The organism is Curtobacterium sp. VKM Ac-2884, assembly GCF_015350945.1.
Lineage (GTDB): Bacteria > Actinomycetota > Actinomycetes > Actinomycetales > Microbacteriaceae > Curtobacterium.
Genome location: NZ_JADKSA010000002.1, coordinates 642,297 through 668,985, shown reverse-complemented (window position 1 = coordinate 668,985; position 26,689 = coordinate 642,297). Strand labels below are relative to the sequence as shown.

Genomic DNA, 26,689 nt, shown 5'->3' with positions numbered 1-26,689 from the left:
GTTCCTCTTCCGGGTCGGTGGGTGGGTCAGTCCGTGCTGGAGTCGTCGAACCAGACGAGCGACGCGGTCTGGGCAGCGTCGGTTCCGCTGCCGGTGCCGTCGCCGGACGCGGTGCTGGCCGGACGGAGACCGAGCTGCTGCGCCGACGCCGCGAGCACCGTCGCGGGCGTCCCGAGTGCCTGCTGCTGCGTGAAGTCGAGCGCCGGACCGGCGATGCCCGCATCGGTGTCGAGGTCGAGCGCGGCGAGGGCGTCGGTGACGTCCGCCGGCTCGACGCTCCGCGCCGTGCCGACGGCGCGGACCAGGGCGATGACGGCGTCGTGGCTGCGCGAGTCCGCCGCGCCCGCGACCGCCGAGAACGGCTGGTCACCGGTCAGGTTCTCGGCGTCGTGGTCCCCGGCGAGCACCCGGACACCACCGAGGAACGCGGACATCGCCCGGCCCCCGGAGTCGGAGGCGAGCGCTCGAGCGTCGTCGGTGGCGACACCCACGGTCCGGAAGGAACCGCTCAGGCTGCCGCCGGCCTCGACGAGTGCGGCACCGAACGCCGGGCTCGTCGCATCCGGCGTCAGGACGACCGGCACCGTGACGTTCTCGGCCTGGAGCGCGGCGACGAAGGCACCCTGGCGTTCCGCGGAGCCGCTGACGACGACGGCGTCGGAGTCCGGCGTCGGGGTCTTCGCGTCGGCATCGGCGTCTGCGTCCGCGTCATGCTCGTTGCTCGTCGCGCCGGTGCGCTCGGCGACGGTCGTGGCGAGCGCTGCGGTGTCCGCGGTGTCGTCACCGTCCAGGACGTGCGCCACCCGCAGGTCCGCCGGAGCACCGCCGCCCAGGTCGACCAGCAGTGGAGCGTCGGCGTCGCCGAGCGCCGTGGTCATCGCCTTGCTGATCGCCCCGGCGGCCGGCGCCGTCGACCAGGAGTCCTTCTCCGCCGGTGCGTAGGGCAGGACGACCGGGATGCCCTTCGCCGCCGCCGCGGTGAGAGCGCCGGACACGTGGCTGCCCGACGAGGCGACGACGATGCCGGCGACGCCGCTCTTCGCCAGAGCGTCGACCGCAGCCTTCCCCCCGGCGGCGGTCCCGCCGTCGTTCTTCGTGACGAGCGCGACGTCGGCGCCACCGAGTGCGAGCCGACGCTCCGCCACCAGCGCGCCCTGAGCCGCTTCGTTCCACTCGGATCCCTCACCGTCGCCGAGCGTGACGATGATGCCGATCTTCGTCTTCGCCGGGACGTGCGCCACCGTGATCTCCACCGGCACGGTCGCCGACACCGCTTCGGCCGGGGTGCTGCTGCCGAACGCCCGGAACGTCAGGACGGCGGCGACCACCGCGGCCACGAGGAGCACCGCGATGCCGACGAAGAGCAGCGGACGGCGGCTGCGCGGACGCGTTCCGTCAGCGCCCTCGGACGCAGTGGCTTCGGTCGTCTGGTCACTCATCGGTCGGCCCCGATCCGGAAGGTGTACAGCGTGGTCGACGTCGCGCTGGCGGGGACCTTCAGCTGGAACGCCGGCAGCGTCGTCGCCGCATCGAGCGATGCACGGAACTGCTCCTGCTGGAGCAGGATGCCGGCGACGTCCTCTGCTCGGACGTTCGCGTAGCCCGCGGCGTTCTGCGACGCCAGGGCGAGCTGGTAGTCGGCGGAGTCGGACTTCGCCGCGCTCGTGGCCATGGCGCCGAGGATGCCGGAGCCGTTCACCTTGCGGTCGCCCAGGTCGAGCATCACCCGGTTGAGGTCACCGGTCAGCAGCGTCGAAGCACCCTGCACGTCACGCGTCGAGGCGCTCGTGCTCGCCGCGATGCGCTCGAGGCTGGACGCCGTCTGCCGGTCGACCGCGGAGGAGAGCTCCGAACCCTCTTGCACGAGCGTGCTCTTCTGCTCGTCGATCGTGCCCTTCGAGTCCTTCGTGACCTCGTCAGCGGTGGACCGCAGGCCCGAGATCGACTTGTCGAAGGCGTCGCGGACGGCCTGGTTGCTCTCGGACGCCGTGGTCGAGACCTTCCGCACCTGTGCGTCGATGGCCTTCTTGAAGGTCTCCGACGACTGGTCGGAAGCGTCCTTGAAGGTCTTCTCGACCTCGGCCGCGAGGTCGATCTGCGTCTGGCGGACCGTCCCGAGCTGCGTCGCGATGACCGCCTGCGAACGGTCGGCGTCCGCGACTGCTGCGCGAAGGCGTTCGATCGTGGAACCCACGTCGTCGCTCCCACCACGGACGGCGTCACGGACAGCGCGGATGCTGTTGTCGAGCGCGTCCAGATCGGTCCGCAGGCCGGCGATCGCGCTGCCGATGGTGCCCTCGGTCGTCGCGTCGGCGCTGGTCGAGTCGACGACGTCCTGCCAGCGCGCCGTCTGGTCGTCCAGTCGTTCGTCCATCGGGTCGGTGAACCCGAGACCGGGCTGGAGCACGGTCCCCTCAGGCGCACCGGCGCAGGGCTCGGCCGTCAGGTAGCCGCGGAGGCGATCAGCGTCGGCCTGGTCGAGCTGTCCGAGCGTCGCGAGGGTGCAGAGTTGGTCCGCGACCGCCGAGTTCTGACGCTGCATCGACAGCGGGAACCCTGCGCCGTCGACCAGGTCACGTGCCGCCTCGGCACGGTCGTGCGTGGTCTGCACGGCCGTCGCCAGTGCGTCGAGCCGCGTGCCGATCTGGTCCGCACTCGTCGACAGTGCGCGGAGGGCGTCCCCGGTGCCACCGTCCCCGCCGTTCTCGTACTCGTCCAGGGCATCGGAGATGCTGGTCAGCTGCTCGTCCAGGTCGGCGGCGCTCGCGATGGCGTCGTCGACCGTCTCCGGCTGCAACCGCGCAGCGAGCGCCTGCCCGGTGCTCACCAGTCCGATCAGCGAACCGTTGATCGCGGTGGACGACTCGTAGAGCGTGCAGGTCAGCGAGTCTCGCGCGTCCGTCGCGGCGCAGGTCGTCGCGTCCGGGGCCGTCGGGCCGACGGCAGCGGACAGCTGCGCACTGACCTGCTGCTTGCACGCCTCGCTCGCGTCGGCGTAGCCCTTGAGCTGGGACGAGACGCGGAGCAGGTTGCCGTAGACGCTGCCGCCCGCGGTCGAGGTCTTCGGCGTCGCCGCGCACCCGTTGCCGTCGAGCACCGTGGCCGGTGCCGTCGCCGAAGTGTCGCCGAGCAGGCTGTCGAGACTCGTCGTGGTCTGCTGGAGCTGCTGCAGCACGGTGGACTGCGTCGCCTTGACGGTCGTGCCGAGGTCGCCGTTCAGGGAGCCGAGCTCGCCGGACAGGGACCGCATGGTGCCCGCCAGGGACGAGCTGCTCTCCGTGAGCCGCTCGGCCGTGCTGACGCCGAGGGTCTTCGACGTGGTCTCGAGGTTGGACCGGACCTCGGTGATCGTGCCGCCCGCTCGTGCGAGCACCTCGTTCACCTGCGAGATGAGGTCGATGGTGCGGCGCTGGAGCGCGAGTTCGGAGTCGCTGTCGGACCCGAACGCCGCGTTCACCACGCCGGTCGAGGACAGGTCCGTGGACAGCCCGGGCTGCGCGGCGACGTCGAACGTCGGTGCCGTGAAGTCCTTGACGTCGGCGACGAGGTGCAGCGTGCTGCTCGCGCCGGATGTCGGCGGTGCCAGCAGGCGGCCCCACTGGACGACGGCGTCCCCGTCCTCGTTCGTGCTGACGACGCCGTCCGTGGACGACCCTGCGCCAGCGGCATCGGTGACGATGCGGTCGGCCGCGGTGCCGGTGAGGACGGTCGAGGCCGCGACGCTGAACGGTGCACCCACGAGCGCCGGTGTCGAGCGAGAGGTCCCGGCGACGTCGTAGGTCAGGTTCTTCGACGTGACCGTGAGGTTCTCGATCGTCAGGTCGATCGCGATCCGGCCCGAGTACCCGTCGAGGTCGGCAAGGTCGGTACCGGTCTTCTTCGACGTCGAGTACTGCGTCGTGATGCGGAGCGGGAGGTCACCAGCCGCCTTCGCGGGGTCGTGGTCGGTCGTCGCTGACGAGGAGTCCTTGCCCGCGACCGAGATCGCGGTGTCGGAGATCGACGTGATCGAGCCGTCCGCGGCCAGACGCGTGTCGACCGTCTGCAGGATCCGTGACGGGTCAGCCACCGGCTTGTCGTCGGACGTGCACCCGGCGAGCACCAGCGCGGCGATGCCGGTGACGGCGACCGCCCCCACGAGCCGGCGAGTGGTGCTTCGTGCTCCGGTGTTCCCGGCGCGCTGGTTGATCACGGTCTTCCCCCCAAGAGAATCGTCGAGCACATCGATGCTAGTTGCTCGATGGCGTCGGGTCCGCGTCGATCGGCCGCCCTGGCCGCCCCCGTTCGGGCCACACGCTCCGACTGGAATACAACGTATCGCATCCAGCGAGTTGCGCCTTCGCCGTCCACAACCGCGCTGATACTCTGCACGCATGATCCAGGGGGACCAGGGCTCCGGGCCCATCGAACGACGACGTCCGCACGCGCGAACGGGGGCAGATCGGTGACACTCAACCTCTCGCCGGTCCTCATCGCGCTGCTCGCGATGATCGCGATCCCGGCCGCCGTCAGCGCGCTCGTCCGCCGCAGCGATCGCAAGCGACCACCGTCCACCGTCGTCGGCGACGAGGCCTACGGCGTGCTCTTCACCGTCCGCGCACGCCGGTGGAACTACCTGCTGCTCCGGATCATCGGGATCGTGTTCATCGTCGTGGGAGGGTTCTTCTTCCTCGCCACGCTCACGCTGCTCGACGACCCCGACGCGATCGGGATGCTCATTGCCGGCGTCGGCATGGTGCTGTTCGGGCTGCTGTTCGTCTACCTCGGCGTCGGGCAGAAGCGCCGTCGCGTCGAGGCGTACGACTCGCAGCTGGTGGTCACCCCGATGTTCCGCGCCCCGCGGACCGTCGACCCGGCGGCGATCAAGCACATCCGACCCACCACGAACCGCTTCGGTGGGCTCGACATCAAGGTGCACGGCCAACGGGGTGTGATCAGCGTCCTGTCGATCGATGCCGCCTACCCGGAACTGTGCGCATGGCTCGAGCAGCGTGCGCCGGCGCAGTGGAACGAATTCGTCCGGGTCTTCGGGCACTGACGAGCGCCTCAGCCGCCCTCAGGCCAGCTCGAAGCTGTTGACGTAGACGGCTTGTCGAATCGTGTTGAGGAAGCTCCGAATGCTGAAGGAGGCCGCGCCGACGTCGAACTCGTAGCGCTCGCCCGGGACGATGCTCTCGGCGAGGTCGTCCTCGTTGTCGCGGGTGACGCCCCGCTGCAGAACGAGTGTTCCGCAGTCCGAAGTCTCGAACACGATCTGCGCCATCGACGAACCGATCCCCTTCAGCGAGTGGGACGATCCGGCGCTGCTGTGGGCAGAAGTGACGGTACAGACTGCATGCACCCGGTGTCCTGCGTCGTACACCTTCAACGTGATCGGCCCGACGAAGAAGCCCAGCAGGGGCACGAGGACAACGACAGCGAGGACGATCGATGCCGCGACCCTGTCCCGCCGCACGCGCCTTCTCCGCGCGATGATGGAGCCGTCTCCGTTGGACGTCGATCTGACCGGTTTCATCGGGGTCTGCGAGGGCCTTCCTGCTCGCGGGCGGCCCGCCCAGCAGCACACGTCAGTAGCATTTCGGCATGTTCGAAAAGCGTGCCTCCAGGGCGGGAGCGATCCAGATGCCGTCACCGTCGACGTGGGATTCCGGCGGTCTTCGGATCACAGCTTCCGCCGAACCCCGCGGCTTGACCCGTCGCCTCCAGCTCATCGTGACAATGGAGATTGCGAGCGTCGTCGCCGTCTTTCGTGGCGAAGAGCTCTCGAGCCTTGTCAACCGTCGGGTGCAACAGATCGAGTCTGATTCGACTCCGACCGCATTCCTGTTCTTCGGCGGAGAACAGGTGACGGGAGCACCCATCGATGCGGCGCGACAGAACGTGCCGGGCGACGCAATCGCTCTCGTCATCACGCCGAACGTCGAGGCCGTCGCGCACACGCTCACGGCGGTCGAAGTTGAGCGACTGCATTCTTGGCTACGAAAATGTGCGCGCTGACCCACCGCCCCGCCGACTCCGCAACGGACACCGCTTGTCTGCACCAAGCAGCTCACACAGGATTGACCAAGCAGCTCACACAGGATTGGTCAGCGCTCGATCCTCGGTTGCGCAGTTCCCCGGAGCTTTACGCTCACGCGATCGCCGACCGCTGCGCCACTGATCAGACCGGCAAAGGCGGTGAGCAGCCACAACCATTGAAGACCCGCAAACGGCCGAGCAGCGCCGACGAGGCCGATGAAGACCAAGACCACAACCACCATCAGCGCGGCCAGTACCACCGGGCGACGATCGTTCAGCTTCGACCAGCATCCGACGGCGCTCCCGTAGCCGAGAGCAACGGCACCGACAATGATCGCCGCGGGGACGTTGATGTCCTGGGGACCACTCCGCAAGCGCCACCAGGCGATTACCAGGCAAGCGAGGGCTGCAACAGCATCGACGAACCAAGGTCGCATTCGACGGCTTGATCGACTCGTCATCCGAAAAGACCTCCCACGACCGAACCGCCGACGGCCGATCCCCACAAGGTGCTCGTGTTCTTCTGCAAGAAGTTGAACGCGCCGGAGGGGGTTCGCGGGTGGAAGTAGGGCATCTGCGCAAGGGTATCCACTCCGTGCTGACCCGGGAGGATCCTCCCGCTGACGTACGTGCCCGCCATACCCGTGGCTCCGTTCTGCGCCACAGTGCCGAGATCCACTCCGTCCCCGCTGATCACCTGACTGACTGCCGTCCCGGCCGCCGTTGATGCGCCGCTCAGCACCAGGGACGTCCCCTGAGCGAGCGCTCCGGACGCTGAGTACCCGATTTCCTTCGCGATCGTGCCTCCGGCCGGACCAGCCATTCCTCCGGCAGCACCGGACACCCCACCGCCGACGACGTCCCCCGCAAACTCCCACCCGTTGCGGATCTGCCAGCCGTTCTTCTGAAGGTTGGTCACACCACCACTCACAGCACCGACCCCTCCGTTGACACCCATGTTGACCGCGACGGCTCGCGCCGCTTGGCCTGCAGGTGCGCCTGCCATGGCAGCCTTGCCGAACATCATTGCTCCGCCACCGGCTGCACCGAGCACGCCGCCCACAGCAGTGTCGACTCCGACTCTGCCCCAATCTACTTTTCCGGTCTGTGCTTTCTGCGACGCCACCGAGACGCCCCCGCTGAGCAACGCCCCAGACGCAGCCATGAGCGCGATTCCAGCAGGGCCGCCGACCCCGGTGAACATGAGCGCGACACCCAGTCCAATCGCAGCACCTGCGGCGACGTACTCCCAGTTGTCGTTCCACCAGCTCCCGGCAGCCGCGATCGCCCCCTGGTGCGCATCCCGGTACGCCTGCAGGTCCTTGTCCGTCGCCGGCCGCAACCCGAGCGGGTCGACGGCCTGCAACGGGTCGTTGCCGGCGTACGAGTAGGGGTTCCCCGACCACGCCGCACCCAGGATCGGCGCGAGCGGATCGACCGACAGGAAGCCCCGCGCCGCCGGGTCGTACACACGGGCGCCGAGCCACTCCAGCCCCGCGACGGACACCCCACCGGAACCGGTCAGTGCCACCCCCGCGGGCAGTCCGACGTCGGTGACGGCAGCGAGCGCCGCCCAAGGGTCGGCAGCGTCGGTTGCGCGAGCACTGCGCCACGCGGGCTGCGCGACGACATCGCCGATCGCGGTGACACCCCCCGGCAGGTCGAGCAACGACGTGTCGGCGATGCTGATGAGCGACGGAACGACCGCGGCGGAGTCCCACCACGCGGCGACCCCGCCGACCTCGGCGAGCTCACCGAGGGCATCGACCCAGACGTCGAGCCGATCGGTCTCGGCGTACGCGGCGTCGCGGTCGACGACGGCAGCGAGGTACCCCAGGTCGGACCACGCGTACTCGGTGGTCGAACCGTCGGCGGTGGTCCGCCGGATGCGTCGGCCGAGACCGTCGTGGACGTACTCGGTCCGGCCGGCCTCGGTGATCGTCGCGACCAGCTGTCCGGCAGCGTCGTACTGGTGGCGCGTTTCGACACCGCCGACGGTCTCGGCGACGACTCGCCCACCGTCGTCGTAGGCCCACGTCGAGTCCCCGGCACGGACGAGCTGGCCGGCAGCGTCGTACTCGTACGACACCACTCCGGACGGTCCGTCGACCGCGGTGATCCGCGCGTCGACATCGCGCTCGATCCGCGTGCTGGTGGCACCGTCGAGCGTCGTCGAGGTGTGCGCGACGAGTGCGCCACCCTCGTACGACCACGACTGCACCAGTTCGCCCGTGGCCGCCTGGACGATCCGACCCGAGGCGTCGTACGAGAACGTGCCGGTAGGGGCGCCGTCCCGTTCCACCCCGACGACGCGGCCGACGGCATCGCGACGGTAGGTGGTGCGGGTGCCGTTCGGGTCGACGCGAGCCGTGCGGTTGCCGTCGGCGTCGTACTCCCACGTGACGGATTGGTCGCCCCGGGCTCGGCGGACGAGCAGGCCCCGGCGGTCGTGCTGGAGCTCGTGCTCGATCGTCCGACCGGCACCACGGGTGTGGTCCGACACGACGATCGTGCGGTGGACGGCGTCGCGGGAGATCTCCGACTGCACCGCACCGTCGACGAGCACGGCCCGCTGTCGGCCGGCCGCGTCGTACGTCCACTCGGTCGTTCGTCCCTCGGCATCCGTTTGCCGGACTTGACGGCCGGCGGCGTCGTAGGCCGCGGTGGTAGTCCGGCCGAGCGGGTCGGTGACCGCGACCACACGGTCGGCGGCGTCGTACTCGCGTCGAGTGGTCCCGCCGGCAGGGTCGGTGATCGTCACCAGGCGCCCGCGCTCGTCGTACTCGAACGAGGTGGCCCCGTCGAGACCGTTGACGACCTGGATCAGCTGCCCGGCTGCGTCGTAGCGGAACCGACGACGGCCGAAGCGTGCGTCGTGGCTGGAGACGAGCCTCCCGGCCTGGTCGTAGCGGAACCGCGCGGTGCCGGACCCCGGAGTCGTCTGCGTGACCACGCGCCCGACGGCGTCGTACGTGATCTCCTCGACCTCGCCGGTGGGCAGGGTCCGGGCCACGACACGGGAGTCCGCGTCGTAGGTGAGCGTCGTCCGCGCCCCCGCGGCGTCGGTGGCTGCGGCGGGACGCCCGCAGGGGTCGTACTCGTACGTGGAGCGCGCGCCCGAGGGGGCGACCAACGCGACGACGCGACCGGCGAGGTCGCGCTCGAGTCGGGTCAGTCCGCCTTCGCCGTCGACGAGTTCGACGGGGCGACCGGCGGCGTCGTAGGTGATGAGTTCGGAACCGGTCTCGTCAGACGTGGACTCGACGGGTCGGCCGTACTCGTCGAACCGGACGGTCGCCGAGTCGAAGGCGTCACGCAGGGTCGCGACGCCCGTCGCGACGTCGTCCGAGAACTCCTGGCGGACGCCCGTCGGGTCGATGGTCGCCGTCAGCTCGCCGACGACGTCGTACTCACGACGCCAGGTCGCGCCGGCGGGGTCGGTGACGGCTTGGAGGCGCGACAACGCGTCGTGCGCGAACGTCCAGACCGCGTCGCCCGGCAATGCGAGCTCCGCCAGGTTCCCCTGGTCGTCGAACGTCCGCGAGACACGCCGACCCAGCGGGTCGGTGGTCGTCGCGAGCTCGCCGTTCGGGGCGTAGTCGAACGTGGTCCGAGCGCCGAGCGGGTCCACGACTGCTGCGATGCGTGAGCCGGCGCCGTACTCGAAGCGCCAGACGGCTCCGTCGGCGTCACGTCGTTCGACGAGGAGCCCCGCTGCGTCGTAGCGGTACTCGCTCCGTGCGCCGGAGGGGCTGACCGCGGCAACCGGGTGACCGGCCGGATCGCGCTCGATGCGAGCGGTGTCGCCGACGGCGTTCGTGGTCGCGACGAGCTCGCCGAACGCGTCGTGGTCGAAGGTCAGGACCACGCCGGTCGGGTCGACGACGTGGGTGAGGGCGCCGTCTTCCCAGGTCAACTCAGTCCGACCGCCGATCGGGTCGGTGATGACCGACGGATCGCGGTCGTCGCCCACGTACTCGTACGCGACGACGGCGCCGGCTTCGGTGACGACGGTCGTGACGCGGTCCTGCTCGTCGTACCCGTAGGTCAGGTCACCGCCGGACGGCGTGACGGTGCGGGTCTTCCGGCCGCGGTCGTCGTACGCGTGCACGGTGACGGACCCGTCGCGCTCGGTCGCCGACACGAGGTTGCCGTGCCGGTCGTAGCTCATCGACTGGCGGCGGTCGTCGGAGTCGATGACCCCGACGAGACGCCCCTTGGCGTCGGCGATGTAGGAGTTCGACCGCGAGCCGTCGAGGTCGGACACCACTGTGACCCGGCCGGGCAGGTACGCGAACCGCACTGTTCGGCCGTGCGGACTGACCTGCTCGACGACGCGGCGCTGGTCGTCGTAGGCGTTGTCGACCTCGACGACACCGGCTGCGCTCGTGACCGTGGTGATCAGGTCGTCGTCGTTCCAGCCGTAGGTCCGGGTACCGACGGCATCGGTCGCCGTGACGAGGCGGCCCCGGTCGTCGTACCCGTACTCGACCCGGCGGCCGTCGGACGCGCGGAGCACCGCGACCCGGCCGTCGACGTGGTCGACGTCGATCGAGCGTCCGCGCTCGTGCACCAGACGCACGACGACGTCGTCACTGTCCCGTTCGACGCGGACCGCAGTACCGGCGCCGCCCCGCTGCCCGAGCCACTGCCCGGACGGCGAGAACTCGATGCGCTCGCCCTGGTTGTCGCGGACGACGAGCCGGTCGCCCTCGGCCGCGAGCCAGCGGTTCTCGCCGACTCCGCGCGCCCAGCCCTCGCCGTCGCGCGGGAACCGGACCTGACGGCCGTCGGCCCCGACGAAGGATGCGCCCTCGTCGTCGAGGAGCAACCGGGTCTCGAGGATCGACGCCCACCCCGGACCGAAGAGCCCGACGTGCTGGTCGAGGGAGTTGTACATGCGCGTGACCTGCAGCGCTGCGGCTGCACCGGTGAACCCGAGGTCGAGCTCGGGTTCGAGGAAGTTGCCCGTCGTGGTGTTGACCGGGTCCATCGAGTAGCCGGTCGTCGGCTGGGCCCCGTAGGCCGACGGCGGATCGAACTGCAGGTCGGTGCGGGACTGCGAGACCCCCGCGGCGGCCAGGGCTGCGGCGAGCGCGGCGTCCGAGACCGTGGAGACGGCGCCTTCACCGCCGGCAGCAGCGAACGCGTCAGCGATGGTGTTCGCCCACGCGACGTCCTGGCCGTTGGCGGCGAGCCACTTGTCGAACGCCGACACGAGCCCGTCGGCGTTGATCGTGCCCCACGAGCACTTGGTCGCGAAGTCGTCGAGCTTGCCGCGGAGCCCCGCGGGCTTGCCGGCGAGGTCGCTGTTGAGCGACGTCGATCCGGTGGCGAAGGAACGCAGGTCCTCCGGTTTCGCCGACGACGTCCCGCCACCACCGCCACCACCGGCGCCGGGGTTGGGCGTCTGACGCGTCGTCGATTTTGCGCTGGCAGGCGCGAAGGTCGGAGCATCCTCGTGCTTGACCTCGGGCGGGTTGTCGTTACCGCTGGCCCAGTCGACGGCGACCTCGATGAAGTTGCGGTTCTCGTGGTGTTCGTACCAGTCGCTCGCCGTCTTGCGGCGAGCGTTCTCGCTCTTGGCGGCTTCCTTCATCTGGTCGACCCAGCCCGCAACCGTGCGCAGGTTCGTGGCGATGTCCTCGGCGTCGCTCTTCGCGGTGCCGGCGTTCTGCGCGAAGAGCTCGGAGAAGTGCCCGCGGAACTCTTGCGACGCGGTGGTGACGTAGGACTGCCGCGAGCCGGCCTGCCCCTCGATCGACTCGGCTGCGCCGTTCAGCGCCGTGCGGAGTGCGTCGGCCGTCGTGTTGTCGAACTTGACCGGATCGTTGCCGTGCAGGTCAGCCATGGTTCATCCCCCGAAGTCGTACTGGTCGTGCTGGTCACGCGGCCCCACCGACCGCGAACGCCCGGACCGCCGCGAGTGCGACGGTCCGGGCGGAACGAGTGGCTGCTTACGCGCCGCCACCCGCGGTGAAGATGTCCTGCGAGATCTTGTCGAGCTGCGTGCGGAGCTGCTCGAGTTCGGTCTTCGCCTTGTCGAGGGCGGCCTTGGTCTCCGGCCAGGTCGACCCACGGAAGGTCGCCGCGAGCGGGCCGTCCCAGACGTTCGAGTCGGACAGGATCCGGCCCTGGGCGTCGAGCTGAGAGATCTGGTCGGTGAAACCACCGTTGATGATCGACTGGACCTGACGGATGGCGGTCTTGGCCTGCTCGGTCGAAAGGACACGCGACATGATGAACCTCTTTCATTCGTAGCTGCACCCCCGCGCAGTGGAATCCCCCCGGAGGCTCTGACGGGACCCACCATACCCACAAACCGGCGCAGATGTCACCGTTCGTATATCGCGATTGTTCCTCCACAAACGGTTCGTTCACCGCGGGTTTTCACAGGCGACACCGAAGCCCCTCCGGCCACGAGGCCCGGGTGGCAGGATGTGGACATGGACACCGAACCGCAGCTCGACGGCGAATCCGTCGCACCCGACCTCGACGACTTCGACGAGGTCGTCGAGATCGAGCACGAGTCGCTGCCGTCGGACCGCTACTTCGACCGCGAGCTGAGCTGGCTGCGCTTCAACCAGCGGGTGCTCGAGCTGGGCGAGGACCGCACGCAGCCCCTGCTCGAGCGTGCGAACTTCCTGGCGATCTTCGCGTCCAACCTCGACGAGTTCTTCATGGTCCGGGTCGCGGGCCTGAAGCGCCGCATCGACACCGGCATCGCCGTGCCCACCAACGTCGGCCGCGCACCGAGCGACGTCCTGCGCGACATCGCGAAGAAGGCACACGAGCTGCAGGACCGCCACGCCCAGGCGTTCATCGGGTCGCTCAAGCCCGACCTCGACGCCGCCGGCATCCACGTCGAGCACTGGTCCGACCTGGACGAGGCCGACCGGCTCCGGATGCGCGAGTACTTCAACGAGCAGATCTTCCCGGTGCTCATGCCCCTGGCGGTCGACCCGGCGCACCCGTTCCCCTACATCTCCGGGCTCTCGCTCAACCTGGCCGTCCGGGTCCGCAACCCGAAGTCGCAGCGGCAGGAGTTCGCGCGCCTCAAGGTGCCGCAGAACTTCTCCCGCTTCATCAAGCTGCCGGACGACAACTCCGGCCGCATGCGCTTCATCCCCCTCGAAGACCTCATCGCGAACCACCTCGACGACCTGTTCCCGGGGATGGAGGTGCTCGAGCACCACGTGTTCCGGGTCACCCGCAACGAGGACGTCGAGATCGAGGAGGACGAGGCCGAGAACCTCATCCAGGCCCTCGAGCGCGAGCTGCTGCGTCGCCGGTTCGGTCCGCCCATCCGCCTCGAGATCACCGAGGACATGGACCCGGTGACCCTCGACCTGCTCGTGCGCGAACTCGACATCACCGAGCAGGAGGTCTTCCGGCTGCCGTCGCCGCTCGACCTCGGTGGCCTGTTCGAGCTCTCGAAGATCAACCGCCCGGACCTGCACTACCCGAAGCACGTGCCGACGACCCCGGTGCAGTTCCAGCCCGGTGAGCCGAACACGAAGCCCGACCTGTTCCGTGCGATCAAGGCGAACGACGTCCTCGTGCACCACCCGTACGAGTCCTTCGCGACGAGCGTGCAGGCGTTCCTCGAGCAGGCCGCGGCCGACCCGCACGTGCTCGCGATCAAGCAGACGCTGTACCGCACCTCGGGTGACAGCCCCATCGTCGAGGCCCTGATCGACGCGGCCGCCGCGGGCAAGCAGGTCCTGGCGCTCGTCGAGATCAAGGCGCGCTTCGACGAGCAGAACAACATCACGTGGGCCCGCAAGCTCGAGAAGGCCGGCGTGCACGTCGTCTACGGCCTGGTCGGGCTGAAGACGCACTCGAAGCTCGTGCTCGTCATCCGGCAAGAGGGCGGCACGCTCAAGCACTACAGCCACATCGGCACGGGCAACTACAACCCGAAGACCTCGCGCATCTACGAGGACATGGGCCTCTTCACCGCGGACGACACCGTGGGCAAGGACCTGACGCGCCTGTTCAACGAGCTGTCCGGCTACGCGATCGAGAAGAAGTTCAAGCGGCTGCTCGTCGCGCCGTTGCACCTGCGCAAGGGGCTGCTCAAGCGGATCCAGACCGAGTCCGACAACGCCCGTGCCGGCAAGCCGTCCGGCATCCGGATCAAGGTCAACTCGATGGTCGACGAGCAGATCATCGACGCCCTGTACCTGGCCAGCCAGGCCGGCGTGCCGGTGGACGTCTGGGTGCGCGGCATCTGCTCGCTCAAGCCGGGGATGGAAGGCGTGAGCGACACCATCCGCGTGCGGAGCATCGTCGGGCGGTACCTCGAGCACTCCCGTGCGTTCGCGTTCCACAACGACGGCGACCCGGCGGTCTTCATCGGCAGCGCCGACATGATGCACCGCAACCTCGACCGCCGCGTCGAGGCCCTCGTCCGGCTGACGGCACCGGACCACATCGACGAGGTGCTCGCGATGTTCGACCTGGCGATGGCCGACACCGCGAGCTCGTGGCACCTCGAGTCCGACGGTGAGTGGACCCGCCACTCGACCGACGATGACGGTCGCCCGCTCGAAGACGTGCAGAATGTGACGATGCGGAAGATCTCGGCTCGGAAGCGCTCCACTCGGTGAGCGGCGGTCCCTCGGGCCCCGTCCTCGCCGCCGGCGCAGTCGTCTGGCGCGAACAGGACGGCACGCCCCTCGTGCTGCTCATCCACCGCGACCACCACAAGGACGTCTCGCTGCCCAAGGGCAAGGTGGACCCGGGCGAGGCCGTCCCGACGACCGCCGTGCGCGAGATCGACGAGGAGACCGGGTACCGCGTGCACCTCGGCGCCCCGCTCGGCACCGCGGAGTACGTGCTGCCGAACGGTCGCGACAAGGTCGTGCACTACTGGGCCGCCCGTGTCTCGTCGAAGGAGTACGCCCGCGCGGGTGACTTCACCCCGAACCACGAGGTCGCCGCCCTCGAGTGGGTCACGATCGACGACGCCCGCAACCGTCTGACGTACGAGCGCGACGTGGCGATCCTCGACCGGTTCGCCGAACGCGCCGCCGCCGGCCACCACCGCACGTTCGCCCTGATCGCGCTCCGGCACGCGAAGACCGTGCCCGGCTCCGACTGGAACGGCCCGGACGCCACCCGTCCACTCCTGCCCGTCGGTCGTTCGCAGGCCAAGGCCGCGGCATCGCCCGTGGCCGCGTTCGGCCCGAAGAAGATCGTGAGCAGCACGGCGGCCCGGTGCCTCGCCACCGTCGAACCGCTGTCCGCCACCACGAAGCTCGGCGTCTCGAGCACCCCCGACATCAGCCAGGACGCCCACGACCGCGGCGCCGCCGACGTCAAGGGCGTCGTCCGCCGCCGGCTCGACAAGGGCAAGACCGCGGTGCTGTGCTCGCACGGGCCGGTGGTGCCGGACATCATCGCCCGGATCGCCACCGCGACGGCCGACGACTCCGGCCGGTTCGACCTCCGCCGCGCCGCGATGCTCTCGGTCGGCGACTTCTCGGTGATGCACATCGCCGGCGAGACCCTCGTCGCCGTCGAGACGCACCGCAACACGATCCCGGCGTAGCGACCGCACGCCCTGCACCCGGCCACGTGCCGGGTGTCCGCCGCGCCCGGAACGCGATCCGCGCCTCCCGGTCGGCACAACCCCTCGTTCACCTTCCGTTCACCAACGCGCGTGATCCCCGTCACCTCGCGTCCCTACAGTCGCTCCCGGGTCGGCACCGGCCCAGGGACCGCAGTGGTCCCACTGCACCCCATCCCCGAAGGGACCCCTGTGAACATCAAGCGAATCGGTTCGATCGCAGCAATCGCGATCGCCGGCGCAGTCGTGCTCTCCTCGTGCGCGGCGAACGAGGACGCGGGCAGCACCGAGTCCTCCTCGAGCAACTCCGGCTCCTCGAGCCTCACCGGAACCCTGACCGGCTCCGGCTCGTCCGCCCAGCAGACCGCGCAGGCAACCTGGGCCGCCGGCTTCCAGGACCAGGCCTCGGGCGTCACGGTCAACTACACGCCCGATGGTTCGGGCGCCGGCCGCAAGAACTTCATCTCGGGTGCCGCGGACTTCGCCGGCTCCGATGCAGCACTGAACGACGAGGAGCTCTCGGGCTCCTTCGACCTGTGCAAGGCCGACACCAAGGCCATCGACATCCCGGTCTACATCTCCCCGATCGCGATCGCCTACAAGGTCGACGGCGTCAGCGACCTGACCCTCGACGCGAAGACCATCGCGGGCATCTTCTCGGGCAAGATCACCAAGTGGAACGACTCCGAGATCGCCTCGCTGAACAAGGACGCGAAGCTGCCGGACGCGAACATCACGGTCGTGCACCGCTCCGACGACTCGGGCACCACGCAGAACTTCTCGGAGTACGTCTCCGCGAACGCCGGCGACGTCTGGACCGAAGAGCCGAGCCAGACCTTCCCGTACTCGGTCGGTGACAGCGCGAAGGGCACCTCCGGTGTCGCCTCCGCCATGGGCAGCGCCTCCAACGCGATCACCTACATCGACGACTCCGGCGCGGGTGACCTCGACAAGGCGAAGCTGATGGTCGGCGACAAGGCCACCGAGATCTCGGCCGACGGCGCCGCGCAGGTCGTCGCCGACTCGAAGGTCGCCACCGGCCGCGAGGACAACGACCTCGCGATCGACATCGACCGCAAGGACACCGCTGACGGTGCCTGGCCGCTCGTCCTCGTCTCCTACGCCATCGCGTGCCAGGAGTACAAGGACTCGGACAAGGCCGACCTGGTCAAGGGCTTCCTGAGTTACGTCGTCACCGGCGACGCCCAGGACGCCGCGGCGAAGGAGGCCAAGTCGGCCGCCCTGTCGTCCGACCTGGCCGAGAAGGCCGCTGCCGCGGTCGACTCCATCAAGTAAGACCCCCAAGCGCCCGGACGCCGGTCCCACCCACCTGACCGGCGTCCGGGCCCTTGCTCGTCGCGACGCGAGCAGCCCGGCTCCACCGCCAGCGCCCGTCCGACCAGCACCCCGTTCCACGCTCCACCACCCGAACCCGTCGCCTCCCCCGGCGTTCCTCCGACAGGAGTCCCATGACGACCGCACCGGCCCAGCCAGGGGCCACCGTCACCCCGACCAAGCCGAAGGCCGTCGTCCGCGTCGGTGACCGGGTGTTCTCCGCCGCCTCGGTGATCGCCGGCGGCCTCATCCTGTTCGTGCTCGTGCTCGTCGCCGCGTTCCTCGTCTGGCAGAGCATCCCGGCGTTCGCCGCCAAGGTCGGCGAGCTGCCGAACAACGCCACGAACTTCTGGGACTACGTCGGCCCCCTGGTCTTCGGCACCGTCTGGTCCGCGCTCATCGCGCTCGTGATCGCGGTCCCGCTCGCCCTCGGCATCGCCCTGTTCATCTCGCACTACGCACCGCGACGCCTCGCGCCGGTGCTCGGCTACGTCATCGACCTGCTCGCCGCGGTCCCGTCGGTCGTCTACGGCCTCTGGGGCATCGTGGTGCTGGCGCCGTTCGTGAAGCCGTTCTACGGCTTCCTGAACGAGTACCTCGGCTGGTTCCCGCTCTTCTCCGGCCAGGTGTCCGGCACCGGCCGCACCATCCTGACCGCGTCGATCGTCCTCGCCGTGATGGCGATCCCGATCATGACGGCCGTCATGCGCGAGATCTTCCTGCAGGCGCCCACGCTCAACGAGGAAGCCGCCCTGGCCCTCGGTGCGACGCGCTGGGAGATGATCCGCCTGTCCGTGCTGCCGTTCGCGAAGTCCGGCATCGTGTCCGCGATCATGCTCGGGCTCGGACGTGCCCTGGGCGAGACGATGGCGATCGCCCTGGTGCTGTCGGTCTCGACGAACGTCACCTTCCAGATGCTGACCTCGCAGAACCCCTCGACGATCGCCGCGAACATCGCGCTGCAGTTCGCCGAGGCATCGGGGACCGCCCTGAACGCCCTGATCGCGTCGGGTCTGATCCTGTTCGTCATCACCCTGGTCATCAACATGCTCGCGCGGTACATCGTCCGCACGCGGGTCAGCTGAGAGGTCCACCCGATGTCCCTCGCCCTCCGTCAGACCGGCACCGCCGGCAACGTCTACGCCAACGGCAAGCTGCACCGCTCGGTTCCGTGGCTGCTGCTGGTCGGCAGCTGGGTCGCCCTGGTGGCCGTGTTCGCCCTGCTCAACGCCGGCGGCTCGGTCAAGGACTTCAACGTCGTCGCAGCGCTCTTCCTCGGCACCGTCCTGTTCGACGTCCTGATCGTGGTCGTCTCGCGCATCGTCGAAGGAGGACGCCAGGCCGTCGACCGGCTCATCACCTCGCTCGTCATCACCGCCTTCGTCATCGCGGTCCTGCCGCTGGTGTCGTTGCTCTGGACGGTCCTGGCCGACGGTCTCGCCCGTTTCGACGCGAACTTCTTCTCGTACTCGATGCGCGGGGTGATCTCCGAGGGTGGCGGCGCGATCCACGCGCTGATCGGTACGCTCGAGATCACGCTGTTCGCGGCGCTCATCTCAGTGCCGATCGGGCTGCTCACCTCGATCTACCTGGTCGAGTACGGCCGCGGCGCACTGGCGAAGGGCATCACGTTCTTCGTCGACGTCATGACGGGCATCCCGTCGATCGTCGCCGGCCTGTTCGCGTACGCACTGTTCGCGCTGTTCCTCGGCCCCGGTGCTCGCTTCGGCCTGGTCGGCTCGGTCGCCCTGTCGGTGCTGATGATCCCGATCGTCGTGCGCTCCACCGAAGAGGTGCTGAAGATCGTGCCGATGGAGCTCCGCGAAGCGTCATACGCCCTCGGGGTGCCGAAGTACCTCACGATCCTCAAGGTCGTCCTCCCCACGTCGCTCGCCGGCATCACCACCGGCGTCATGCTCTCCATCGCCCGCGTCATCGGCGAGACGGCCCCGCTGCTCGTCACCGCCGGCTTCACCGCGAGCATGAACTACGACCTGTTCAAGGACCCGATGATGACCCTGCCGGTGTACGCGTACACGCAGTACTCGCAGCAGGGCGCCAACCCGCAGCCGTTCGTCGACCGTGCCTGGACCGCCGCGCTGGTGCTCATCCTCATCGTGATGGTGCTCAACCTGCTCGCCCGGTTCGTCACCCGACTCTTCGCCCCCAAGCTCTCGCGCTAGCGAACCCACTTCCCCACCCACCAGAAGGATCAACGTGTCCAAGCGCATCGAGGTCGACGGCCTCAACGTCTACTACTCGAAGTTCAAGGCGGTCGAGGGTGTCGACATCACCATCGAGCCCCGCACCGTCACCGCCTTCATCGGCCCCTCCGGCTGCGGCAAGTCCACCTTCCTCCGCACCCTGAACCGCATGCACGAGGTCATCCCCGGCGCATGGGTCGAGGGCTCGGTCAAGATCGACGGCGACGACCTGTACGGCCCCGGGGTCGACCCGGTGCTCGTCCGTCGCCAGGTCGGCATGGTCTTCCAGCGTCCGAACCCGTTCCCGACGATGTCCATCAAGGACAACGTGCTCGCGGGCGTGAAGCTCAACAACAAGCGCGTCTCGAAGTCCGAGGCCGACGACATCGTCGAGCGGTCCCTGCAGGGCGCGAACCTGTGGAACGAGGTCAAGGACCGCCTCGACAAGCCCGGCATGGGCCTGTCCGGTGGGCAGCAGCAGCGTCTCTGCATCGCACGCGCCATCGCGGTGCAGCCCGACGTGCTGCTGATGGACGAGCCCTGCTCGGCGCTCGACCCGATCTCCACCCTGGCCATCGAGGACCTGATCGAGGAGCTCAAGAAGGAGTTCACGATCGTCATCGTCACGCACAACATGCAGCAGGCCTCGCGCGTCAGCGACAAGACGGCGTTCTTCAACATCGCCGGCACCGGCGCACCGGGCAAGCTCATCGAGTTCGACGACACCACCACGATGTTCTCGAACCCGTCCGTCCAGGCCACCGAGGACTACGTCTCGGGTCGCTTCGGTTGATCGGCGTCGGTCCGTCACGGTGACGGACGACCGGGAGGCCCGGTGCACGTCCGCCACGGACGCGCACCGGGCCTTCGTGGTCGCGCTGGGTGCGGTGCTCGTGCCGACGCGCAACGACACCCTCGATGTCGTGCGACGTCGAGGGTGTCGTTCGGGGTCGGTCTTCCGGGAGGGTCAGGCCGAGGTGGTCGGGACCGCCATGATCGGCGTCGTGGTCGGCTGCTCCGAACCACCGGCCGGCTCGACCGTCATGCCGATCGTCGCGCCGTCGGACATCGACCCCTTCAGCACGGCCGAGTGCACGCCGTCGGCGACACCGTCGACCAGGCCGGCCGACTTGATCGTGCCGCCCTCGTTCTCGGAGCCGATGTACCAGAGCTCGTACGTCTTGCCCTTCGGGGCCTGGGCGACACCGTCGAGGATGACCGCGGACTTGCCGAGGTCACCCGACCACACGACCGTGGCCGTGCCGCCGCCCTCGACCTTGGTGGTGCTGCGCTGGAAGTCCGACGCGGCGTAGATGCGGTCGAGGCCGCTCGAAGCCTGCGTGGTGCCGGTCCCCGGTCCGTCGGCCGGACCGTTCGCGACGCCGACACCCAGGCCGACACCGAGGAAGACCACGGCGACCGCAGCAGCACTGGTGAGCATGGCTGCCGGACGCTGGAACCAGCGGCGGCGAGCCTCGGAGGTCGCCCGGCCACCGGTGGTGGAGCCGTCGGCGATCGAGGCGACGTGCCTGGCGGACTCGGGACGGGCCTCCTGGACGGATGCCGTGTCGACGGCAGGAGCCGTCTCGGCCAGTGGTTCAACCTGCGGGGTCGTCGCGATCTGGGCCAGCAGCGACGCGCGGAGCGACGTCGGCGGCTCGATCGGAGCGGCGGCGAAGGCCAGCTGCAGCGCGGTCTCGCGCAGCGAGTCGGCCTCGGCCTGGAGTTCGGGCGACGTCGTGAGGACGTCCTCGAGGAGCATGCGCTCATCGTCGGACAGCGCGTCGAGTGCGTAGGAACCCGTCAGCAGGGCGGGGTCGTCGTGTCGTTCGGTCATGAGGTCACCCCCATCTCGTCTCGGAGTCGGATCATCCCGTCACGGAGACGGGTCTTGACGGTGCCGATGGGGACACCGAGTTGTTCGGCCATCTCGCTGTGCGAGAAGCCTCCGTAGTACGCGAGTTGCACGGCCTGCCGCTGGAACTCGGTCAGCTTGGCCAGGGCCCTGCCGACACGTTCGTGTTCGATGCGGATCTCGACCGACTCGGAGACCTGGTCGAAACCGGACTCGAGGTCGCGGATACCGATCTTCGTGTCCCGGTCGTGCGAGGCCTGCGACGCCCGGACCCGGTCCACCGCTCGGCGGTGCGCCATGGTCAGGACCCAGCTGGAGGCAGTCCCGCGCTTCCGGTCGAACCGGGTGGCCTGTTGCCAGACTTCGAGGAAGACCTCTTGCGTGACCTCTTCGGACTGGGCGCGGTCCCGGAGGAGCCGCGTCACGAGTCCGAGGACCCGGCCGGAGAGGACGTCGTAGAGGTCCGCGAAGGCGGCTTGGTCACCGGAGGCAACCCGCGCCAAGAGGTCGTCCGGCGATGCCTGGGCTGGCTCTGACGAGCTCCAGCGTTCGGTGTCGCTATCCACGAGGGCAAGCATTGCAGGTTTCCCTCCTCTCGGGTGCTTCGGCGACCGGTTGTGGCCGTTCTGTCAGGGGTGCTGCGTGATGCGGTGGTGCTGTGCTGCGGTCGCGCCCCTGGTAGGACGAAGCCGCCGCGTCGTGCGGTCGAGACGAGAGGCCAGCGTGACCCACAGGGAATTGACCGGCGGATACCGGTCCGGGTCACGCCGGGCCTCTCGCGTTCGTGACGGTCATCAAGTCCGTCACGCTGATGATTCGGCGCGGTGCCCGTGGTGGATTGGATCGGATGCCGAGAAGTTGTCGGGACGCCGCGTCCGGGCCCTCGGTCGGGCACGCCCGGGTCCGGATCTGTCCACCGAGAGTGAACAGGGCAGCGGACTCAGCCCACGCGTCGTAGAGTTGGTGTCGCCGGGCCGCAGCAAGCCCCGGGCTCCAAAATTCGCCGCTTCGAGCGGCCTCGCGCCGAGAGGCGCTTCTGCGGCCCGGTTCTTCTCTGCCCTGCGGCTCTGTCCCGCGGCTCTGCCTGCGGCTGTGCCCTTCGGCGTTCTGCCGGGAGGCCCGGTGCGGGTCCGGCGCGTTCGCTCGCTAGTCCAGGCTCTCGCGACGCCAGAGCGCCGCCGCCTCGGTCAGGTCGGCCGCCAGCTCCGTGAGACGGAGTGCCCGCCGCGTCAGCTCGCTCGCGCGGCCGGTCGCGGTCAGGTCGGAGTCGTCCGCCACCGCAGTCGCACCAGCCGCGGTCAGCCGGCAGAACGCCGCCCCACGGTCGAGCGCCACCGCGAAGTCGCCCGTGTACAGCCCGTGCAGGATGCGGTCCGCCAGGGTGAGGATCTCGGCAGGACCGGTCGGCTGCTCCGCCCCCGCGACGGCCTGGTCGATCGTGCCGATGCGCTCGGTGCCGCGCTGGAAGAAGTACGCGATCTCCTCCGGGTTCTGCCGGATCACGGTGCGGACGAGGTACACCCGCCACAGGGCACCCGGCAGGGTGTGCGCACCCACCCGCGCCCAGAGTTCGGCGATCGCGTCGATGCCGTGCACGTCCGTGTAGGTCACGAGCCGCTCCACCACCGCGGGGTCCGGGTCCTGACGCACCCGGTGCAGCAGCGCGTTCGCGGTCTCGTGCGCGACGCGGTTCACGACGGCGGGGTCCTCGCCGCCCTGGATCGCGGCGAACTCGGCATCGGTGAAGTGGACAGGACGGTGGTGATCGCGAGGCACCGCGTCAGTGTAGGCACGGCCAGTGACACGCCCGCCCTCCGTTCGCCCAGAACGCAACGGCGGCGCCGCGGGTACGGTGTCTCGTCGGGAGGCGCTCCTCCCGAACGTGAAGGAGAGGACTCCCCCATGAACCCGTTGCTCATCATCCTGGCCGTCATCGCGGTCATCCTGCTGTTCGTCGGTGGCTTCACCGCGAGCCTCAAGTTCCTGCTGTGGGTCGGCATCGTGCTGCTCATCGTGGCCGTCGTCCTGTGGCTGCTGCGGACGCTCACCGGGCGTCGCGGCTGACCGTCGACACCAGGTTCTTCCCAGAGGCCCTCACCCGCTAGCCTTGCGGGTGAGGGCCTCTAGCTCAGTTGGTAGAGCACCGGACTTTTAATCCGAGGGTCGTGGGTTCGAGCCCCACGGGGCCCACAGAGAAAACCCCCGGTCAGGTCCTGTCAAGACCTGCCGGGGGTTCTGTGTATAACTCGACTCGTGGGGCAGACGTGGGGCAAGGGCTGCCATGGGGCCGACACCCGTTCGGGCGCTGTACGGGTCCCCCGCCGTCGGGCAGGATGAGGCCATGACCGACGTGACGCCCGCGCAGCAGCAGGCCCTGCAGACCGAGATCGCCCGTGCCTCCGCTGACGGCTGGACGGTGACGAGCGTCACCGGCAACCAGGCGATCCTGCAGCGGAAGAAGCGCATCGGCTGGTTCTGGAACCTCGTGCTCACCGTCGTCACTGGCGGGCTCTGGCTCATCGTCGTCATCATCCGTCTCGTCAACCGCAAGACGCAGACGCAGATCATCACCGTCGACGCCGGCGGGCTCGTCACCCGCCGCTGATCGCGAGCATCTGGTCGTGTAGCGCTGCGCTTCATCGGAGCGAAGTGAAGCCCTGCGCTTGTCGGCGGCGTCCGGCACGCTGCACGACATGGCCGATCACAAATGGGCTGCACCCGAGCACCAGGACGTACCGATCTACGCAGCCGAGTCGCTGCCCCTCGACGCGATCGGCGAACCCGTGCCCCTCGACACACCCGAGCCTGTGTGGATCGACCACCTGAGGTTCGACCAGATCGGCGTACTCGAGAAGGTGAAGGCGTTCGCAGTCGCCCGCTCCGACGTCGCCGTGTACGTCGAGATCTCCTGGCAAGGCCGCCTGCAACGCGCGTGGGTACCGCGAGCGTCCGTCACCCGGCGCAAGCTCGCGCCGCGACACGACTGATGGCCCGACGCCGCCGCGACCGCTGGGCCCTCGGCCCCGCCTACTCGCTTCCTGAGCTGGCCCGTGGCGGCCCGGACTACGACGTCACGCCGCCCGACCCCGTGCTCGTGTGGGTCCAGTTCCCCGACCGTATTCTTGAGGTCGAGGCGTACGTCATCGCTTACACCGAGCGCGCCGTGCTCGTCGAGTGGGGCTTCTCGCAGGCCGCCGAGTGCGCCTGGGTCTGGCGGGATGCGGTCACACAATTGGCCCCCGCCTTGGGGTCCCAGATTTGACGACCAACTCATAGCCTCGCAGTATGACTGAAACGCAGATCCTCGCCTACCGGCTGCCGCGCGAGAAGCTTGTCGACGAAACCCCAGTCCACGCGCAGAACTTCGCCCTGAACGAACCGAGCATCATCAACAAGATCGGTCCGGGCTGGTCGCCGGTGCACCACACCATCACGCTCCTTGGAGACGAGGAGATCCTGGTCACTTTCCTCCTCACTCGCGAGCCCGTGGCCGCCCCGGCTGAGATCCCGTACGACTTGCTCGACTCCTGACTGGACGACGAAAAGCGCCCCGCCACCTCCAGTCGGAAGGGTGGCGGGGCGCTTCTCTGTCCGCGGCAGCTAGGAGGTTGCCCGCTCCTGGACTGGCTTGCGCGGCTGGACCACAGCGGCGGGCGATCCTCTGCGGAAGGCCAACGCGATGATGAGGAACAACGCGCCTGCCGAGGCCCACTGCAGGACATCGAAGCTGAACATCATGACGACCACAGGAAGGAGCGCGATCCGCCCAGCGCGGTCAGCGTCGAAGAACACCTTGACGATGAACACGATCATGAGGACGAAGCCGAGGAGCCCGGCCGCCATCATCGTCGTGGCGAACATGTTGTCCACGGTGTAGAAGTAGTCGTTCTTCAGGAATCCGAGGCTGTAATTCGCTTGCTCCGACCCCCAACCAGACCCGAACAGCCCATCCCCGAGCGGACGGAGGGTCAGCAGGCTCGGGATGGCCTGGATCGAGTTCAGTCGGTGCGTCGAGTTGACGCCGCTAACGTCCTTCACGACCGGCTCGAACAGCTCTTGGTGCGCGAGTAGCCACAGTACGATCGCAGCCAGCAGCCCGACCTTCACAATCCTCGACCCGATGCGACCGACGAACACCAGTGGCGTGACTACGGCGACGAGGGCCGCGACGTAGACGCTTGAGCTGCCGGTGGTGAAGATGCCGGCGAGAAGGACGACCGAGCCGATGAACCGCCAACGGGAGGCAACTCGGAAAGCCAGCAAGAGCACCAGTCCCACGAGCATTACGACGCCGGCGACGATGGGGTGTCCGAGGGTGCCCTCGGTGCGGGTGAAGGAAGAGAGCACCGGGTGGTATCCGCTGGCGGGGTCGAGCGGGTCTCCGCGGAAGATGGCGAATTCGGCGACACAGAGCAACGCTTCGATGACTGCGAGAGTCACGACGCCGTTCCGGACGACCCTGGCGTCGTCCGGGACGAGCCCTCGGCTGAGCAGCGCGATCGGGATGAGGTACAGCAGGGCGATCGCGACGAAGGGGAACGGGCGGATGGCGACTGAACTGATGGCGCCGAGGAGCACGACGGCGGAGAAGACCACGACGGGAAACCACCCTCCGGGACGGCTCCTGTTAGGCAGGAACGCACCGAACAGGAGCATCCACGCAGCGCCAGCTGCCATTCCGGCCCATCCTGGCAAGGGAGTGTGCAGCGCTGGGATCAACACGACCAGTCCAACTCCGCCGAGGAGTGCCACCGCGCGATAGTGCGAGCGTCCCTTGACGATCGCCCAGCCGACGGCGATCAACGCAGCCAAAGCGGCCACCGCGACCAGCGGTGAGTACAGGAGCGCCACAGTCACTCCGATCACCGCGATGCCCCCTGCGGCAACCCAAATGACGTTCCCCCGGAGTTCTGACACGCGCTCAGGGTAACCGACGCCTGGCTCGCCACTAGCGGGGCACCGCCCGCCTCTAGGATCGCAGCATGAGACTGACCCGGAGACGCGTCGTCGCCATCGGATGCGTTGCCGTGGCAGTCATCGGTCTCACCGCTGGTGCCTACTTGGCGCGAGCCGCGTTGGTCGCGCATCAGACGTGCCAGTCAGTCCGCTCGTACGAGAAGTCCGTCGGCGCCGTGCAGACCATCGGTTCCGGCCCGGAACGCATCACGGTCATCGGAGACTCCTACGCGACCGGAGACACGTTGAAAGACCGGGGTGACGCCTGGGTCGACGATCTCGCCACGCAGCAGAACGCGACGGTCAGCGTCCTCGCTCAGGGCGGCACCGGCTACACGAACGCCGGTTTCTGCGGCGACAGCACCTACGACACCCGTGTCGCAGACGTCGCCGCCACACGACCGGACCTTGTAATAGTCGAGGGTGGGCTGAACGACACGGACACGTCCCCTTCTGACGAACGGGCGGCCGCCGAGCGCGTGTACCGATCGCTCCGTCACTACGATGTCGCGGTCGTGGGGCCAGTGGACGTGCCGGCCGTCGAAGGTGAACGCCGGGTCGACGATGCGCTCAAGCGCGCCACAAGAGCACAGGGGGCGACCTATGTCTCCGCGCTCGACTGGCACATCGACCTCGGCCCTGACGAGAAGCACCCGTCTCCTTCTGGTCACGCGGCCTTCGCCACCAACCTCGCGACCTCCCTCGGGCTTTAACGACGAAGGGACCCCTCAGGTCCCGATGAGGGGA

At 68.9% G+C, this 26,689-nt stretch carries 24 protein-coding genes and 1 tRNA gene; 15 read left to right on the top strand and 10 right to left on the bottom strand.

All coding sequences use genetic code 11. The features are described 5' to 3' along the window. Nucleotides 1-26 precede the first annotated feature (26 nt). Both ITJ60_RS07805 and ITJ60_RS07800 read right to left on the bottom strand, forming a co-directional pair. Nucleotides 27-1,439 (bottom strand): hypothetical protein, encoded by a 1,413-nt coding sequence (locus ITJ60_RS07805; RefSeq protein ID WP_194647517.1) that lies wholly within the window; start codon nt 1,437-1,439, stop codon nt 27-29. Beyond that, nucleotides 1,436-4,192 carry a hypothetical protein gene (locus tag ITJ60_RS07800; protein WP_194647516.1) on the bottom strand — a complete coding sequence of 919 codons (2,757 nt, stop codon included), beginning with the start codon at nt 4,190-4,192 and terminating at the stop codon, nt 1,436-1,438. The genes ITJ60_RS07805 and ITJ60_RS07800 overlap by 4 nt, the downstream gene beginning before the upstream one ends. Before the next feature lie 252 nt (nt 4,193-4,444). Between ITJ60_RS07800 and ITJ60_RS07795 the strand changes: the two genes are divergently transcribed. After that, entirely contained in the window at nt 4,445-5,038 is a 594-nt protein-coding gene (locus ITJ60_RS07795) for a hypothetical protein (protein WP_194647515.1), read from the top strand. An 18-nt stretch (nt 5,039-5,056) separates the two neighbouring features. Here the strand turns inward: ITJ60_RS07795 and ITJ60_RS07790 are convergent, their stop codons facing one another. Then, nucleotides 5,057-5,404 (bottom strand): hypothetical protein, encoded by a 348-nt coding sequence (locus ITJ60_RS07790; RefSeq protein WP_194647514.1) that lies wholly within the window; start codon nt 5,402-5,404, stop codon nt 5,057-5,059. A 179-nt stretch (nt 5,405-5,583) separates the two neighbouring features. Here ITJ60_RS07790 and ITJ60_RS07785 point away from each other — a divergent pair, with 179 nt between their 5' ends. Next, nucleotides 5,584-5,997: a hypothetical protein gene (locus ITJ60_RS07785; RefSeq protein ID WP_194647513.1), complete on the top strand. Its 414-nt coding sequence runs from the start codon at nt 5,584-5,586 to the stop codon at nt 5,995-5,997. Nucleotides 5,998-6,086: 89 nt separating this feature from the next. On the opposite strand, the gene ITJ60_RS07780 is transcribed toward ITJ60_RS07785, so the two are convergent. The 3 genes from ITJ60_RS07780 to ITJ60_RS07770 form a co-directional block, all read right to left on the bottom strand. Further along, nucleotides 6,087-6,455: a hypothetical protein gene (locus tag ITJ60_RS07780; protein ID WP_194647512.1), complete on the bottom strand. Its 369-nt coding sequence runs from the start codon at nt 6,453-6,455 to the stop codon at nt 6,087-6,089. 20 nt (nt 6,456-6,475) lie between these two features. Continuing rightward, on the bottom strand, nt 6,476-11,869 hold the full coding sequence (locus ITJ60_RS07775) for a DUF6531 domain-containing protein (protein WP_194647511.1): 5,394 nt from the start codon (nt 11,867-11,869) through the stop codon (nt 6,476-6,478). 106 nt (nt 11,870-11,975) lie between these two features. Further along, nucleotides 11,976-12,257: a hypothetical protein gene (locus ITJ60_RS07770; RefSeq protein ID WP_027466625.1), complete on the bottom strand. Its 282-nt coding sequence runs from the start codon at nt 12,255-12,257 to the stop codon at nt 11,976-11,978. A gap of 207 nt (nt 12,258-12,464) precedes the next feature. On the opposite strand from ITJ60_RS07770, the gene ITJ60_RS07765 reads away from it, so the two are divergent. The 6 genes from ITJ60_RS07765 to pstB all read left to right on the top strand — a co-directional run bounded on the left by ITJ60_RS07765 (nt 12,465) and on the right by pstB (nt 19,924). Then, nucleotides 12,465-14,630 carry an RNA degradosome polyphosphate kinase gene (locus ITJ60_RS07765; protein ID WP_123293277.1) on the top strand — a complete coding sequence of 722 codons (2,166 nt, stop codon included), beginning with the start codon at nt 12,465-12,467 and terminating at the stop codon, nt 14,628-14,630. Further along, complete coding sequence (locus ITJ60_RS19290; protein ID WP_123671493.1) at nt 14,627-15,574, top strand: NUDIX hydrolase; 948 nt, start codon at nt 14,627-14,629, stop codon at nt 15,572-15,574. Before ITJ60_RS07765 ends, ITJ60_RS19290 begins: the two co-directional genes overlap by 4 nt. Before the next feature lie 210 nt (nt 15,575-15,784). Next, the gene (gene pstS, locus ITJ60_RS07755; RefSeq protein WP_123340918.1) at nt 15,785-16,888 is read left to right on the top strand and encodes a phosphate ABC transporter substrate-binding protein PstS; all 1,104 of its coding nucleotides are present in this window, start codon (nt 15,785-15,787) and stop codon (nt 16,886-16,888) included. A gap of 173 nt (nt 16,889-17,061) precedes the next feature. Further along, a complete protein-coding gene (gene pstC / locus ITJ60_RS07750) occupies nt 17,062-18,012 on the top strand; it encodes a phosphate ABC transporter permease subunit PstC (protein ID WP_123340919.1) in 951 nt (316 codons plus the stop codon). 12 nt (nt 18,013-18,024) lie between these two features. Continuing rightward, nucleotides 18,025-19,110 (top strand): phosphate ABC transporter permease PstA, encoded by a 1,086-nt coding sequence (gene pstA, locus ITJ60_RS07745; RefSeq protein WP_123340920.1) that lies wholly within the window; start codon nt 18,025-18,027, stop codon nt 19,108-19,110. 34 nt (nt 19,111-19,144) lie between these two features. Continuing rightward, nucleotides 19,145-19,924 (top strand): phosphate ABC transporter ATP-binding protein PstB, encoded by a 780-nt coding sequence (gene pstB / locus ITJ60_RS07740; RefSeq protein ID WP_123340921.1) that lies wholly within the window; start codon nt 19,145-19,147, stop codon nt 19,922-19,924. Nucleotides 19,925-20,098: 174 nt separating this feature from the next. Here the strand turns inward: pstB and ITJ60_RS07735 are convergent, their stop codons facing one another. The 3 genes from ITJ60_RS07735 to ITJ60_RS07725 form a co-directional block, all read right to left on the bottom strand. Continuing rightward, nucleotides 20,099-20,968 (bottom strand): anti-sigma factor domain-containing protein, encoded by an 870-nt coding sequence (locus tag ITJ60_RS07735; protein WP_194647510.1) that lies wholly within the window; start codon nt 20,966-20,968, stop codon nt 20,099-20,101. Next, nucleotides 20,965-21,564: an ECF RNA polymerase sigma factor SigK gene (gene sigK, locus ITJ60_RS07730; RefSeq protein ID WP_123293272.1), complete on the bottom strand. Its 600-nt coding sequence runs from the start codon at nt 21,562-21,564 to the stop codon at nt 20,965-20,967. The genes ITJ60_RS07735 and sigK overlap by 4 nt, the downstream gene beginning before the upstream one ends. Nucleotides 21,565-22,132: 568 nt before the next feature. Next, the gene (locus ITJ60_RS07725; RefSeq protein ID WP_173168866.1) at nt 22,133-22,762 is read right to left on the bottom strand and encodes a DNA-directed RNA polymerase subunit beta; all 630 of its coding nucleotides are present in this window, start codon (nt 22,760-22,762) and stop codon (nt 22,133-22,135) included. Between the two features lie 126 nt (nt 22,763-22,888). On the opposite strand from ITJ60_RS07725, the gene ITJ60_RS07720 reads away from it, so the two are divergent. The 6 genes from ITJ60_RS07720 (at nt 22,889) to ITJ60_RS07695 (ending at nt 24,517) form a co-directional block, all read left to right on the top strand. Beyond that, nucleotides 22,889-23,050 (top strand): DUF2207 domain-containing protein, encoded by a 162-nt coding sequence (locus ITJ60_RS07720; RefSeq protein WP_146249745.1) that lies wholly within the window; start codon nt 22,889-22,891, stop codon nt 23,048-23,050. 53 nt (nt 23,051-23,103) lie between these two features. Then, a tRNA-Lys gene (locus ITJ60_RS07715) sits at nt 23,104-23,176 on the top strand. Between the two features lie 151 nt (nt 23,177-23,327). Continuing rightward, nucleotides 23,328-23,591 carry a hypothetical protein gene (locus ITJ60_RS07710; protein ID WP_194647509.1) on the top strand — a complete coding sequence of 88 codons (264 nt, stop codon included), beginning with the start codon at nt 23,328-23,330 and terminating at the stop codon, nt 23,589-23,591. A gap of 88 nt (nt 23,592-23,679) precedes the next feature. Next, the gene (locus ITJ60_RS07705; protein WP_194647508.1) at nt 23,680-23,973 is read left to right on the top strand and encodes a hypothetical protein; all 294 of its coding nucleotides are present in this window, start codon (nt 23,680-23,682) and stop codon (nt 23,971-23,973) included. Further along, nucleotides 23,973-24,248 (top strand): hypothetical protein, encoded by a 276-nt coding sequence (locus tag ITJ60_RS07700; RefSeq protein WP_194647507.1) that lies wholly within the window; start codon nt 23,973-23,975, stop codon nt 24,246-24,248. The genes ITJ60_RS07705 and ITJ60_RS07700 overlap by 1 nt, the downstream gene beginning before the upstream one ends. A gap of 23 nt (nt 24,249-24,271) precedes the next feature. Then, the gene (locus ITJ60_RS07695; protein WP_194647506.1) at nt 24,272-24,517 is read left to right on the top strand and encodes a hypothetical protein; all 246 of its coding nucleotides are present in this window, start codon (nt 24,272-24,274) and stop codon (nt 24,515-24,517) included. A 69-nt stretch (nt 24,518-24,586) separates the two neighbouring features. Here the strand turns inward: ITJ60_RS07695 and ITJ60_RS07690 are convergent, their stop codons facing one another. Next, entirely contained in the window at nt 24,587-25,903 is a 1,317-nt protein-coding gene (locus tag ITJ60_RS07690) for a hypothetical protein (RefSeq protein ID WP_194647505.1), read from the bottom strand. 110 nt (nt 25,904-26,013) lie between these two features. On the opposite strand from ITJ60_RS07690, the gene ITJ60_RS07685 reads away from it, so the two are divergent. Further along, nucleotides 26,014-26,655, top strand: coding sequence for an SGNH/GDSL hydrolase family protein (locus ITJ60_RS07685; protein ID WP_194647504.1), 642 nt, complete (start codon nt 26,014-26,016; stop codon nt 26,653-26,655). The last annotated feature ends 34 nt before the right edge of the window (nt 26,656-26,689 follow it).